The sequence below is a fragment of the Fontibacillus panacisegetis genome, assembly GCF_900102215.1.
In the GTDB taxonomy this organism is placed as follows: domain Bacteria; phylum Bacillota; class Bacilli; order Paenibacillales; family Paenibacillaceae; genus Fontibacillus; species Fontibacillus panacisegetis.
In genome coordinates this window covers 17,631-30,451 of sequence record NZ_FNBG01000029.1, presented here as the reverse complement: position 1 = coordinate 30,451, position 12,821 = coordinate 17,631, and the positions used below count along the sequence as shown (strand labels likewise).

The following is a 12,821-nucleotide window of genomic DNA, read 5'->3' as shown; positions in this document are numbered from 1 at the left end:
ATCAAGCTAATTATCGCCTTTTTGGGTCTGTTCATTTTATGAATTTCGTGATTCTGTCTTCGAGTTTCTCACGATGCAAATGCTAAAACCTGTAAAAGTGCAGCTTTATAAAGCTATGTCTCTCGTCTATGCAAAAAAACTGTAAAAGTGCAGGTAATTTCATCATTTTAGTCCAGTAAACCAAAAAGTATGCTGAAAAACTGCATTTTCGCAGGAATTGTACGATACTGACTAACATATCGAAAAAAAAGATGCACCATTGCAGGAATTTGGAATCTAATCACGCAAAAAAAAGAACCTCCTTTATAAGAGGTTCCTACTCCTTCACAAACTATTACTTTTCCAATTCTATCTAGAGTCAGGCAGTCAAAATAACTGGCCTCTCATCTGTGATGGCTAATGTGTGTTCATAATGAGCTCCCAAGCTTCGATCTGCGGAGCGTATCGTCCATCCATCATTTTCCCATATAATCGCCCCTGTCTCACCAAGGGTAAAGATCGGTTCAATCGTTATGACCATTCCAGACTGAAGCTTCACTCCGCTATGAGGCCGTCCGAAGTTAGGAACGTCTGGTGCTTCGTGCATGGTTTTACCGATCCCATGACCGATCAAAGGTCTGACAATGCCTATTCCCGCTTCTTGAGCGACACGTTGCACAGCGTAGCCTATGTCCCCGATTCTTTTACCCGGTAAAGCTTGAGCAATCCCTGCATAAAGTGCTTTTTCCGTCATTTTAAGCAATTTGTCAGCCTCCGCACTGACTTCTCCCACCCGATATGACCATGCAGAATCCGCTAACCATCCGCTTTTATTAACTACGAGATCTATCGTTACAATATCTCCTGGCTGTAATTGCTGCTGGCTCGGAAATCCATGGCACACCACATCATTAATTGAAGCGCATGTTGCAAATGGGAATCCACGATATCCCTTTTGTTCAGGTGTAGCTTTCCTGTCCGCCAAAAATGATTCTACAAATTCATCAATTTCAAGTGTTGTGATCCCTGGAGCGATCATTTTGGCAATTTCTTTATGACACTCGGCAAGAATTCCCCCTGCCTCTCCAATTCTAGCTATTTCTTCTTTGGACTTTAAATTAATTTTCATGTCCGCCTCTCCTTTCGCGGCTACTGCAAGATCTACAATACAAAATAATTTCTATATAATATATGTCTGAACCTAACAAAAAAAACGCCCCAGCGATCAATCCGCCAGGACGATTATCACTAAACACAAATTGTTGTCAGCCGGATTACTATGATGCCTGTCCCGAGTATGTATCAGGAGACAGAGGAATCCAGTTTACCTAATTCAAGCTCAACAAGATGGGTCAATTCTTCTTCATACCCGCCCGTAATCCGGTATTTGCGAACATAATCCTTAACGAATTTCTTAGGGTCCTTAGGTTTATAAATCCGGGTCATTTCCCGCAAACTTTCCTTTACTTCATTGTGACCTTTAGTTGCCATACCAATTCCCTCCCAGAACGCTTGTAAATGAATGCTCCGAAAATCGAGAAAAGCGACAAAGTAGACTGCTCATGAAGTTGCAAGCTCAATCTCGATTGATCAAGCACGGTTGAAAAGCGCCTTGCAGTGTATGCCGGTCTTTGCAGTGAATGCAATTTGTTGGAAAAAGACCTCTACCCTCCATATTGTATCATATTCAGCCAACAGTTACAGCTTTCTTCCAAACACCTAATTAAAATTTATTAATTTAGAAATTATTTTTATAGTTGCTTATTAGCTGGTTAAAATATACTATGGAACTATTTTCTCTTTAGTATGCAGTTTGACGTGAAGTTTATCAAGAGCTGATAAAAGTACAGTATTCTCGAAATAGAGGGAATGTATATTAAGACTACCCTATACAGGAGGAATCTCACTTGAATTCGAAAACGCTCAAAGTAATGATTTTATACGCTAGCTACGGGAATGGTCATTATCAAGCCTCCAAAGCGATCGAGACCGTTTTCCGCAGGAAGGGCGTAACTGACATTGTCCTCCTTGATTTGATGGCACAAGCCCACCCACTGATCAATGAATTCACTAAATTTGTGTATCTCAACAGCTTCAAGACACTCCCATCTATCTATGGATGGATATATAACGCCACCAGAAAAATGCAATCAGAAACCGCCCTGCTCCGTTTAATCAATTCATTCGGAACCAGCACACTGCTTCAGGCAGTTACTTCATTTGATCCAGATTTGGTCATTCATACTTTTCCACAATTAACTTTGCCGAGGCTTCTGAAAAAGACAGGGATGTCGATTCCTCTAATCAACATTATTACTGATTTTGATCTTCATGGAAGATGGCTGCATCCGGAAATTCATCGTTATTATGTGGCAACTGACGATCTCAAGCAAGAAATGAAAGATCTCGGTATACCTGAGGAGCGTATCATGGCAAGCGGAATACCGATCCAGCCTGATTTTAACCGTATCCAGCAGGAGAGCAGCCACCTTAATAATCTATTGCACAAAAATAAAAAAACAATTTTATTGATGGCCGGTGCGTACGGAGTTATGCAGGGAAACCATGACATTTGTGAAGCGCTAACTTCAAGCAGTCAATATCAACTCATTGTAGTATGCGGGCGTAACAAGGAATTGTACCGTCAACTAAATGATCGCTTTGGCAATCGTCCTGATGTTCATATTTACGGATATATAAATAATGTAGCTGATGTAATGACCATGAGTGACTGTATGATTACCAAACCAGGTGGAATAACGTTATCAGAAGCGATCGAATGCCGCCTTCCGCTTATTCTGTATCGCCCTGTCCCCGGTCAAGAGTTGAACAACGCTCTCTATTTGCAACGAAAGGGCATCGCCGCGATCGCTCATAACGTAGATTCACTGATGGTGCAAATCAACTCTATGCTCCACGACGAAACGAGATTTCAGGAAATCCAGCACAAAATAAATGACCTCCGCAAGCCCGAAGCTGCGGAGGTCATCGTTAACGATATTATGGAGCAGTGCTTTGTAACCTCGTGATCATTAGTTGACTTAACAAGCCAAGCTGAATTAAAAGGCAGTTCTTGTTGCAGGGGGCTCGTCATACATTATGTTAAGAAATCACTACGCTCACGAAAGAAGGTGCTTGGCCTTGTCACCATTTAAATCATCAATCGGACTTTATGAGAATGTTGCAGGCTTTTTATGTTACTTGTTCGCCTTTGTTGGTGGTGTCTTTTTTATAGCTATCGAACGAAGAAGCCGTTTTGTGCTGTTTCATGCCTTGCAATCCTTCATGATGTTTGCAGGTTTAATGGTCTTTCATATGCTCTCAGGTTTTTTACCCTTCATCGGCATTGTAGTCAATTTACTGCTTACCTTACTGGGGGTAACCCTCTGGGTTATTATGATGCTGGCTTCCTTGCAGGGCAAATGGCTTAAGCTCCCCCTGATCGGTGACATGGCTGAAAAACAGCTGAACAGAATGTAAATCGTTACACCGAAGCTGCGTCTTTCTTTTTGTTGCCTAGACCGTTAAACAACAGGTTCAAAGCAATAGCCGTAAAGCTGCCCGCTACAATCCCGTTATCAACAAGAATACGAAGCCATGCAGGCAAGGCATCAAAAATTTGCGGTACAACCGTAACACCTAACCCCATACCGACGGAGCATGCAATGATCAACAAATTTTCATGACGATTCAGATCCACTTGTTCACCAAGCATTCGAATACCGGAGGACAATACAAGTCCGAACAACGCAATCATGGCTCCACCAAGTACGGATGTAGGCACAAGCTGAGTTAATGCAGCAATTTTAGGTACAAAACCGATCAGAATAAGCAAACTACCTGCCACCACGATAACGTCACGAGTTTTTACACGGCTCATTTGGATGAGCCCTACATTTTGCGAATATGTTGTATATGGGAATGAGTTGAAGATACCGCCGAGCATAATAGCCAGACCTTCAGCCCGATATCCGCGAGTCAAATCTTTTGCGGTAATATCTTTGTCCACGATTTTTCCAAGCGCCATAAAAACACCTGTCGATTCTGCAACGCTGACGATCGCTACAAGTATCATTGTAATGATCGGCGTCACATGGAAAGTAGGCACTCCAAAGTAAAACGGCTGAATCATGTGGAACCAGCTTGCTTCTTTTAGAGGAGCCAGATCTACCTTCCCAACGATAGCAGCAACAATAGTTCCAAAGATCAAGCCAAGCAAGACGGAAATGGATTGAAGAAACCCTTTGGCAAATCGGTTCATTAAAATAACAAACAGAAATACACCGAACCCCAGCGCCAAATTCAGCGGACTACCAAAATTGGGGTCTTGCACATTACCCCCACCAAGATCCGTTAATGCGACTGGAATCAAGGTTACCCCGATAATTGTCACTACCGATCCGGTTACAACAGGTGGGAAGAATGCTATTAGTTTTCCGAACAGACCTGCAAATAGAAACACGAAGAGGCCTGAGGCAATGATCGCGCCATAAATCGCCCTCATGCCCATTCCATCCTCTAGTCCGATTGCAATCATCGGTGATACTGCCTGAAAAGCACAGCCAAGCATAACCGGAAGTCCTATACCGAAAAAGCGATTTCCGAACACCTGGAGCAATGTAGCAATACCGCAAGCAAGCAAATCGATAGCTATTAGATACGTAAGATTCTGGTGCGATAAATTAAGTGCTCCACCAACAATCAGCGGTACGATAACAGCCCCTGCGTACATGGCCAATACATGCTGAATCCCTAAAGAAAAAGTTTTGAACGGATGTCGATTTTTTTGAAAAATTCGATCGTTTGCCATAATAAGTAATTGCCCCCCACGTCTCTATCTATTTATGTGTTCAAGTTCAATGAACTTCTTCCACAAAAGTTACGGTTCCATCTTCAAGCGAAGCAATTCGAACTAGTGAATCCAGACGATAACCGGCCTCTTCTAGCAATCTGGCCCCAGGCTGAAACGATTTTTCGATGACGATACCAATACCTGCTACACTAGCACCAACCTGCTCAACGATGCGTGCCAAACCAAAGGCTGCCTCACCATTCGCGAGGAAATCATCGATAATTAGCACCCGATCTTCTGGATGAAGAAATTTTTTTGAGACCGTAATTTCGTTTGTCTCACGTTTCGTAAATGAGTAAACCTTCTCTACCAGAATATCTTCCTTCAAGGTCAGAGATTTATGCTTGCGCGCAAAAATCATGGGCACACCAAGCTCCAATGCCGTCATAATTGCCGGAGCAATACCCGAAGATTCGATCGTCAGCACCTTCGTTACACCCTCTCCCGCAAAACGACGCTTAAACTCACTGCCCACTTCTCTCATAAGCACCGGGTCCATCTGATGATTCAAGAAAGAATCTACCTTCAAAACCTGATCACCCAGGACAATTCCTTCTGTCATTACTTTTTCTTTTAACAATTTCACTTCATTTCCTCCTCCAATGCCTAAACCCTATTCATTCTCCCCAGATAAAAAAAGCCCATTTCCCCAAAGGAATAATGAACTTTAAAAGGTAGAACCCACCATCTGTCTTCCGTACTTCTGCAAACAGGCACAGATATAGATTCTCCTCGTAGTCCGATCATTTCCGGTGATCAGGTAGAGACATGCAGGCCCATTCCTGCACATATACGAGAAAAGATATATAAATATATGTCGAATCATGTAACGTTAGAAGTATAACGCAAAATTATAGCGGAAATAAAGAGGTATTTCGTGGTGTTCTTGAAATATTTCAGACAATTTCATTGCGATTTACACTTAAGAGGGTATAGTATTTAATTATCTACCTCACATGGAAGGAGTTCTATTATGGGCTTTATCAAAGAATTTAAAGAGTTTGCTGTACGAGGCAATGTAATTGATCTGGCAGTCGGTGTCATTATCGGGGGAGCATTCGGAAAAATAGTTACTTCCGTCGTTAACGATATCCTTATGCCTCCTATTGGTAAATTGCTCGGGGGCGCTAACTTCAGTGACTTATTCATAAATCTGGATCCCGATAAAACATTGCCATCCGGTGGAGAAATTCACTCGCTCAAGCAAGCAAATGAAGCCGGGGCAGCGGTTGTTGCTTACGGACAATTCATTAACACTTTGCTTGATTTTCTTATCGTCGCTTTTTGCGTATTCTTACTCGTCAAAGGTATTAATTTCCTGCGTCGCAGTCAAGAAAAGGAGCAAGCGAAGCCTGAAAAGACAACAAAGGAATGCCCCTTCTGTCTGTCAGAAGTTCCTATTAAAGCCGTTCGCTGTTCTCACTGTACTTCCCATCTTGAAGAGCATGCCGGGACACCACAATAGTAATCATTACGGTACAAAGGACCTGATTCTCATAGGACATTTCACTTCATATGAGAATCAGGTCCTTATTATATTGGTCTAGACTCCCGTGGTAACAGATTGGTAAGAACTGATTTCAATTCAGTATCTTCCTTATAGCTTTTTTCACCTGTATCCAATCTGCGAACTCGAATCTGGCTATAACTTGCACCCGATTCGATCGGCTTAAATACAAGGTTATCACGATCTTCTAGTCTCAACTTATATCCCATCTCTTCAAACATTTTCAGGAAATCACTTTCGGTCGGAATTTGACCCTCATCCAAAAAGATTAGCCCCCTTAATTCCTTAACCGTACTACCATGCGTTACATCGAAATATACAATACATTCCATAATTAAACGCTCCTCATCCCATATTAAAGTTTCACGAAACACCATTTAAAAAGCGACGGCACGTCGGGATCTGTAGCCAACTTCGCTAACTGATCCAGCGTGCCTCTTAATGTTTGGTACGCCTACTACTTAGTACGGATATATTATCCGTTAGTATGACGTAACTTATTACAACTTGGTGAATAATTTTTGTAGTACCTGAAAGATAATAGCTAAATTTGTTCTGAACCGCAGTGCGGACACCATTTCGTCCCCTTAACTAACGCAGTCGAGCATATTTGACAGATTGATGTCGGAATCGCTGTCTCAACTACCGTTTTTGCCGGTTCCTTCGAATTCACATTTTCCTTCCATGTGCGAATTCGGCGATCCAGCTCCTCTTGCCGTTCACGTTCGCGGTCTAGCTCCCGCTGTCTTCTAGCCTCGGCTTCCTGATCCACAACATTGTTAGCGGGAGTAGCCTGAGGCTCTGTAACGAGCACAGTGTCTTCTATTTTTGTTGAAGTCGAATTGTACAATGATTTGAATATATCATCATCTTCAAGTACCGGGCTGAGAATTGAAGCGGATTGCTCTTTGACTGCTTCAGTCGAGCTGACAAATTCCTTCGCTTTAGGCTTCAGAAGCTTCTCTCCGCAATAAGGACAGAACATAGCGTCCTCTGCTACAACTTTACCGCATTGGTAGCATAAACGTTCATTTTTTAGATTAGCAATTTTTGAACGAATATCGTCTCGCTCTTCAGCCAGCAAATCGCAGGTCTTGGCTAGCTCGACCATTTCCTTTTCCGCTTTGGACATGTCCTTTAGACGATATCCCTCGTAAAATACTTCACCCATTCGTTGATAGTACAGTCCCATTTCACGTTCAATATTAGAAATTTGCGTATTAAGCTTGCCGATCTCAACAACATTCTGAGCACGATCGGTTACTTTACCGGCACCATTTTTAATCTTCTGTAAAAAATTCATAGTTGTAGTCCTCCAATCCATTTGCTCGCCATATCCCTTCGCAAATCAACTATTGTATCAAATTATATACCCAATTCTCGAAATCTGACATAATCATACCAGAAATAAAGGGTTAGGGAAAACCGCCCTTTGGCTTAATGCAAATTTTGATTTTAATTAACTATTCAATGTACAATAAATATATATAACCAATCTTATTAGGAGTAGATCACACTGAGTAAATCAAATGGAAACAATTCTAGTAATGAAAGCGACAGTTTGCTGAACCAGTTGGATTTGCGAGAATTATACCACTATGACATCGGAGAAAAAGAAATCCGTCAGCTGGAGGAGTGGAAAAAGCTCCCTATGCTGTATCAGCTTGCTCTGGATGAATTAAAAAACAAAATCAAGCTCATACAGACAGAATGGAAAGTGATTAACGGCTATAGCCCTATCGAACATATCAAGACAAGAATTAAAGAACCTAAGAGCATACTGGAAAAGCTGGAGCGCAAGGGATTTGATCTAACCGTAGAGAACATGATTGCTAATATACATGATATAGCTGGAATGAGAATTGTATTCTCCTTTGCACAGGATATTTATCTTCTGCTGGACCATCTCAAGATGAGGGACGACCTAAAAATCATCGAAATAAAAGATTACATTGCAGTTCCTAAACCAAACGGATATCAAAGTCTGCACGTCATTGTCGCGGTTCCCCTCACTTTATTTGAGGGACAACGGTGGATAAAGGTTGAGATTCAAATGCGTACCCTTGCTATGGATTTCTGGGCCAGTATGGAGCATATTTTGTTCTATAAGTATGAGAAGCAAGTCCCTTCCCACGTTGTCATGGAGCTGACTGAAGCAGCCAGAGCAGCAGACTCGCTGGATAAAAAAATGCACCGATTGCGAAAAGAAATTATGGGTGTGAGTGAGGCTGCTCTACCTCAAAAAACTAACACTAACCTGCTGCGCTAATGTAAAAATATTCGAAGCATCAAAATAAAGCTACCCTATATGTCATTATATGACCAGGGTAGCCTTATTATTTCACTACATCTTAGTTCCTCGAAGCGGGGCCGCCAGCTGCTCGGCTCGCTGCATCAACACAGCGGCGACTAGGCTCAAGCCCCTGGCCGCCCCGGGAACGCCAGGCAGCAGCGCAGCCAGCCCATCCGACTGAGAGGCATCAGCCGCAGGCTCGCTGCCTTGTCCCACGATATGGAGTCCTATCTCCACATCGTGGAACTGCGGGCCGGGCAGGTGAAGTCTTCCCTGCTCGGCCATTTCGGCCAGCCACTCAGCTATGCTCGGCCCTTCGTTTGCCGCACCGCGTGGCGGCTCCTCAGGCTGCCCTGCCGCCTCACGAAGCGCGAGCTCGGCGTCAGGAAGAGGGGCAGCCTGCGCCCAAGCTTCCCATACCGCTGCAATCAGCGACTCCTTCGTCCAGCTAAGCAGTGCGAGTTGCAGGCTCATGTCTTTTTTCCACAAGACATCCCCATAATCCATCGCCAGAATCTCATCAGGTGTTAACCGCTGACCTATTGCACCCGTGTGGACATCACTAGCCATGCCATCGCTGTCACCCTCATATCGCCATGGCGGCACAAGATCCAACCGTTTACTTACTGGCGCCAGAGCCTCTGGTCCCTTCTCAATCAAAGCTGCTAAATCAAACGGGTGACACCGCAGATCACGCAGCAGTTTTTGGCTTTGAAGATCGTCCTTTGAAGCCTTTGGAAGCAGCAACGATACGACCTGCGGAAGCTCTCCATCGTTACACTGCGCCACCCTCGGAATATCGATTCTAAGGCCATCTGAAACAAGCTCTATATGAACATTGTCCGGAATATTGATATGTCTGCTCATCATAGATTCTCCTCCAGAAAGCTGCCTTGATGCAGCGTAATCAGGCTGCGGAGCTCATCATTGGACATTTCCGTCAGCCATTGTTCACCAGAACCTACGACCTGCTCCGAAAGGGTCCTTTTCCTTTCAATCAGCTCATCAATTCGTTCCTCAAGCGTTCCTTGACATATCAGCTTATGCACTTCTACATTTCTCTTCTGCCCGATTCGGAAGACACGATCCGTTGCTTGATTCTCTACCGCAGGATTCCACCATCTATCATAATGAATCACATGATTCGCCCTCGTTAAATTCAGCCCTACACCGCCAGCTTTCAACGAGAGTACAAACAACGGAGAACTGCTTCCCTCCTGAAAAGCATGAACCATATCATCCCGCTCCTGCTTAACAGTTCCACCATGCAAGAAAAACGGCGTCTTCCCATAGCGTTCACTTAAAAATTCCTTCAACAGCTCTCCCATCTGTACGTATTGTGTAAAAATAAGCGCAGCTTCTCCATTATCCACTATAAGATCCAGTAGTTCAGATAGGCGTTCCAGCTTTCCTGATCTCTCGGGACGATTGATCATTCTAACTCTGCCCCCAGCCAGCTGGGGATGGTCGCAAATTTGTTTCAGCTTCGTTAGCGAAGAGAGCACCAGACCCTTGCGTGCAATGCCGCCAGTACCGGATATTCTGGTCATCAGTTCCTCAGTAATCGCTTCATACATTCTGACCTGCTCCACCGTCATTGAACAATACGATTTCAATTCGATCTTCTCTGGAAGATCCTTACGTATGTCTGGATCACTCTTTAGTCGTCTCAGCAAAAGTGGGGATACCAATTTTCGCAATTTGGATAACTCCGCAGTCTGCTGCTCGCCAGAACCGGTATATCTCGATCTAAACATCGAATACGAACCAAGATACCCCGGATTCAAAAATTGAAAAATAGACCACAGCTCACTTAGGCGATTCTCTACGGGCGTTCCTGTCATCGCGATTCTGTGAGGTGCGTTCAGCTTCATAACGCTCTGTGTCTGCTTTGTCCCGTAGTTTTTAATATATTGCGCTTCATCAAGCACGATCGTAGACCACTCAAGTGAACGTAATTCATTACTATCTCGGCCAACCAACTGATACGTGGTCAGAATGACGTCACAGCGACGGCATTCCTGCAGAAATTGATCTCCATGCAGCCTGTTGCCGCCATGATGCACATAAAGGAGCATCTCCGGCGCAAAACGTGCAAACTCACGCTGCCAGTTGCCCAGCAACGAGGTTGGACAAATAATCAAACATGGATGATCGGAACGATCTAATCCATCCAACAACGTGGTTATAACCTGTACGGTCTTACCGAGTCCCATATCATCTGCGAGAAGCGCACCAAAGCCAAGATCCTTCATAGAGGCCAGCCATTGATACCCACGCTCCTGATAGGGGCGGAGTATGCCCTGCAAAGAGCCAGGTACCGTATGGATAGTGGAATAACGACCTGCTCCTCCATCGCTGTTAGCAAGCATCGACAGCTTGCCTTCGATCTCGATGCCTTCAACCAGCAAACCGTCCCATCGCGCATCCTGCTCCTCTTCCGAAGTCAAATACATTAATTCTCTAAACGTCATATTTCCGTTCTCTTGACGTTTCATGTATTTCAGCACTTGGCGAATTTCCTTCACATCAATCTCAATCCACTCGCCACGAAACAGGACTAGCGGGGATTTCGAGGATGCGAGCTCGGCAAGCTCCTCTGAAGCCAGCTCCTTGTCCCCCAGCATGGCTTCCGCCTCAAAAGAGAGCAATTGCTCTACTCCAAGACGATGAACTCGATTTTCAGTCTTATTATGCTTGTCAGAATCTCTCCAACCGGAAACCTTCAGCTTGATTCCCGCAGAACGTCTTCCTTCCTTCGTCCAACTGGAAGGCATCTGTACTGTAATTCCATGCTTGCGCAGAGTTGATACTGATTTGCTCAAAAAAACATACAATTCTTCCGAACGAAGTAATTTCCCGGCAGGACGCTCTATGTTCAGTGCAGATTCTATTTCTACTGACATAGCTGCTGCTTTAGCTATACGAAGAAGGAGATTCTCCTGTACATCCTTATACCGTCTGCCTCTAAAGATAATATCTTTATCGGGATAGCTCCAGATCAATTCCGCTGGAAGCAGCATCGACGGATCTTCCGCCCCTTCACACCAAATACTTAATTGCCATACCGGACCATTGTTATCTTCGCCCATTAGCCCACGACTCTCTTGCTGCGGCTCAATTCGCAGGCAAAGACGAACAGTCCCGGGCACTTCACCCTTAACCAGTTTTTGATCCTCTTCATCACTGGGACAATCTCCAAGCATAGACGATATTTCCTGTTCAAGATCCTCCATCTCCGCAACACTACCCTGTATTTCGGGAGGTTTGCCGCCTGTTAATACACCATTCCACCATAATTCAGTAAGAGGCGAGGTTCCTCTGCGATAATCCGCACGAGCAGAGTTCAGTTTTCTTCCCAGATCGCTAACAGCCTTTCGGGTCTCGGCATTAATCATCGAAGTCAAAAAGGAGTACAGTAGCGCCATCTGACGACTTGCTATTGATCCCTCTTCTGCACCAGATCCACCTTGTATAGCTGCCAAACAAATCGGCGGCATCGCACCTGCAAGCTGACGAAAGGTCTCCATATCGCCACCTTCAGTTAGAAGCGGCTTCCATACCGAGTCTAACGACGATTGTCCACGCCGTCTTCCTGGACCAGCTGCTACTTCCCTTGCCCCAGGTGTAATTCTCCCTCTCAACATAAGCCCTAGAGCAAACCGCGCTGCTATACTCCAGTATCCGAATTCTGCTCCAGGCTGTATTCCCTGACTTATAAATTCAGTCTCATCATAGTTTAACAGCAGAGACCAAGCTTCTTGTACCGGTAAAGCCAAGCCCTCCAAAGTCCTTCCGATCAAACCTCTACGTTCGCCTGGTTTAGCCGATCTGCGCATTGTAGATACCGGATATCTTAACTCCGCAAGCCGAAGAGCTGCATGTTGAAAGGGACGTCCTCCTGAAGAAAATTCCAGCGGTCTAATCAAGGCCGTCCAGGCATCCACTTTTGATTCTGATATTTCACCAGAGAAGCAGAACAAAACTTCTCCAAGCCATATTCCATAAAGACGTTGATTCATGATGATCTCCCGTCATTTCTAATTCCATCCAGTTTCATAATAATATCTTATACGAAACTGCCATACAATAAAACCAAAGCACTCTCGGGATGTCACTGAATTTAATCTCATTTCATTTTACACCATATTAAAAGCCGGACGAGCAGAACGTTATCGTCCTCTTCGATC

The 12,821-nt window shown here is 44.3% G+C and carries 12 protein-coding genes and 1 riboswitch; of the genes, 4 read left to right on the top strand and 8 right to left on the bottom strand.

Going from position 1 to position 12,821, the window contains the following annotated elements:
• Positions 1–358: 358 nt before the first annotated feature.
• Both map and BLS49_RS19660 read right to left on the bottom strand, forming a co-directional pair.
• Positions 359–1,108 (bottom strand): type I methionyl aminopeptidase, encoded by a 750-nt coding sequence (map, locus tag BLS49_RS19665; protein ID WP_091234890.1) that lies wholly within the window; start codon positions 1,106–1,108, stop codon positions 359–361.
• 173 nt (positions 1,109–1,281) lie between these two features.
• Positions 1,282–1,470, bottom strand: coding sequence for a hypothetical protein (locus BLS49_RS19660; protein ID WP_091234888.1), 189 nt, complete (start codon positions 1,468–1,470; stop codon positions 1,282–1,284).
• A 416-nt stretch (positions 1,471–1,886) separates the two neighbouring features.
• Between BLS49_RS19660 and BLS49_RS19655 the strand changes: the two genes are divergently transcribed.
• Positions 1,887–3,008 (top strand): MGDG synthase family glycosyltransferase, encoded by a 1,122-nt coding sequence (locus BLS49_RS19655; protein ID WP_091234886.1) that lies wholly within the window; start codon positions 1,887–1,889, stop codon positions 3,006–3,008.
• Between the two features lie 112 nt (positions 3,009–3,120).
• Positions 3,121–3,459 carry a DUF4870 domain-containing protein gene (locus tag BLS49_RS19650; RefSeq protein WP_091234883.1) on the top strand — a complete coding sequence of 113 codons (339 nt, stop codon included), beginning with the start codon at positions 3,121–3,123 and terminating at the stop codon, positions 3,457–3,459.
• Between the two features lie 4 nt (positions 3,460–3,463).
• Here the strand turns inward: BLS49_RS19650 and BLS49_RS19645 are convergent, their stop codons facing one another.
• A complete protein-coding gene (locus BLS49_RS19645) occupies positions 3,464–4,789 on the bottom strand; it encodes a nucleobase:cation symporter-2 family protein (protein ID WP_091234880.1) in 1,326 nt (441 codons plus the stop codon).
• 46 nt (positions 4,790–4,835) lie between these two features.
• Positions 4,836–5,417, bottom strand: a complete 582-nt coding sequence (locus BLS49_RS19640) for a xanthine phosphoribosyltransferase (RefSeq protein ID WP_091234878.1) — start codon at positions 5,415–5,417, stop codon at positions 4,836–4,838.
• A gap of 129 nt (positions 5,418–5,546) precedes the next feature.
• Positions 5,547–5,647: riboswitch (purine riboswitch) on the bottom strand.
• A gap of 157 nt (positions 5,648–5,804) precedes the next feature.
• Here BLS49_RS19640 and mscL point away from each other — a divergent pair.
• Positions 5,805–6,296, top strand: coding sequence for a large conductance mechanosensitive channel protein MscL (gene mscL / locus BLS49_RS19635; protein ID WP_091234875.1), 492 nt, complete (start codon positions 5,805–5,807; stop codon positions 6,294–6,296).
• A gap of 68 nt (positions 6,297–6,364) precedes the next feature.
• Here the strand turns inward: mscL and BLS49_RS19630 are convergent, their stop codons facing one another.
• Positions 6,365–6,670, bottom strand: coding sequence for a hypothetical protein (locus BLS49_RS19630; protein WP_091234872.1), 306 nt, complete (start codon positions 6,668–6,670; stop codon positions 6,365–6,367).
• Between the two features lie 212 nt (positions 6,671–6,882).
• Positions 6,883–7,641, bottom strand: coding sequence for a zinc ribbon domain-containing protein (locus tag BLS49_RS19625; protein WP_091234870.1), 759 nt, complete (start codon positions 7,639–7,641; stop codon positions 6,883–6,885).
• 348 nt (positions 7,642–7,989) lie between these two features.
• Between BLS49_RS19625 and BLS49_RS19620 the strand changes: the two genes are divergently transcribed.
• Positions 7,990–8,607 (top strand): GTP pyrophosphokinase, encoded by a 618-nt coding sequence (locus BLS49_RS19620; protein ID WP_091234948.1) that lies wholly within the window; start codon positions 7,990–7,992, stop codon positions 8,605–8,607.
• 75 nt (positions 8,608–8,682) lie between these two features.
• On the opposite strand, the gene BLS49_RS19615 is transcribed toward BLS49_RS19620, so the two are convergent.
• Together BLS49_RS19615 and BLS49_RS19610 are read right to left on the bottom strand one after the other, a co-directional pair.
• Positions 8,683–9,501: a hypothetical protein gene (locus tag BLS49_RS19615; protein ID WP_091234867.1), complete on the bottom strand. Its 819-nt coding sequence runs from the start codon at positions 9,499–9,501 to the stop codon at positions 8,683–8,685.
• Positions 9,498–12,653: a DEAD/DEAH box helicase gene (locus BLS49_RS19610; RefSeq protein WP_091234865.1), complete on the bottom strand. Its 3,156-nt coding sequence runs from the start codon at positions 12,651–12,653 to the stop codon at positions 9,498–9,500. Before BLS49_RS19610 ends, BLS49_RS19615 begins: the two co-directional genes overlap by 4 nt.
• Positions 12,654–12,821: the final 168 nt, after the last annotated feature.

What these genes read in the sequence shown, in the direction of transcription:
- mscL (WP_091234875.1), top strand. Translation starts at nt 5,805, where the DNA reads ATGGGCTTTATCAAAGAATTTAAAGAGTTTGCTGTACGAGGCAATGTA.
- BLS49_RS19625 (WP_091234870.1), bottom strand. Translation starts at nt 7,641, where the DNA reads ATGAATTTTTTACAGAAGATTAAAAATGGTGCCGGTAAAGTAACCGAT.
- BLS49_RS19660 (WP_091234888.1), bottom strand. Translation starts at nt 1,470, where the DNA reads ATGGCAACTAAAGGTCACAATGAAGTAAAGGAAAGTTTGCGGGAAATG.
- BLS49_RS19630 (WP_091234872.1), bottom strand. Translation starts at nt 6,670, where the DNA reads ATGGAATGTATTGTATATTTCGATGTAACGCATGGTAGTACGGTTAAG.
- BLS49_RS19620 (WP_091234948.1), top strand. Translation starts at nt 7,990, where the DNA reads ATGCTGTATCAGCTTGCTCTGGATGAATTAAAAAACAAAATCAAGCTC.
- BLS49_RS19610 (WP_091234865.1), bottom strand. Translation starts at nt 12,653, where the DNA reads ATGAATCAACGTCTTTATGGAATATGGCTTGGAGAAGTTTTGTTCTGC.
- BLS49_RS19645 (WP_091234880.1), bottom strand. Translation starts at nt 4,789, where the DNA reads ATGGCAAACGATCGAATTTTTCAAAAAAATCGACATCCGTTCAAAACT.
- BLS49_RS19615 (WP_091234867.1), bottom strand. Translation starts at nt 9,501, where the DNA reads ATGATGAGCAGACATATCAATATTCCGGACAATGTTCATATAGAGCTT.
- map (WP_091234890.1), bottom strand. Translation starts at nt 1,108, where the DNA reads ATGAAAATTAATTTAAAGTCCAAAGAAGAAATAGCTAGAATTGGAGAG.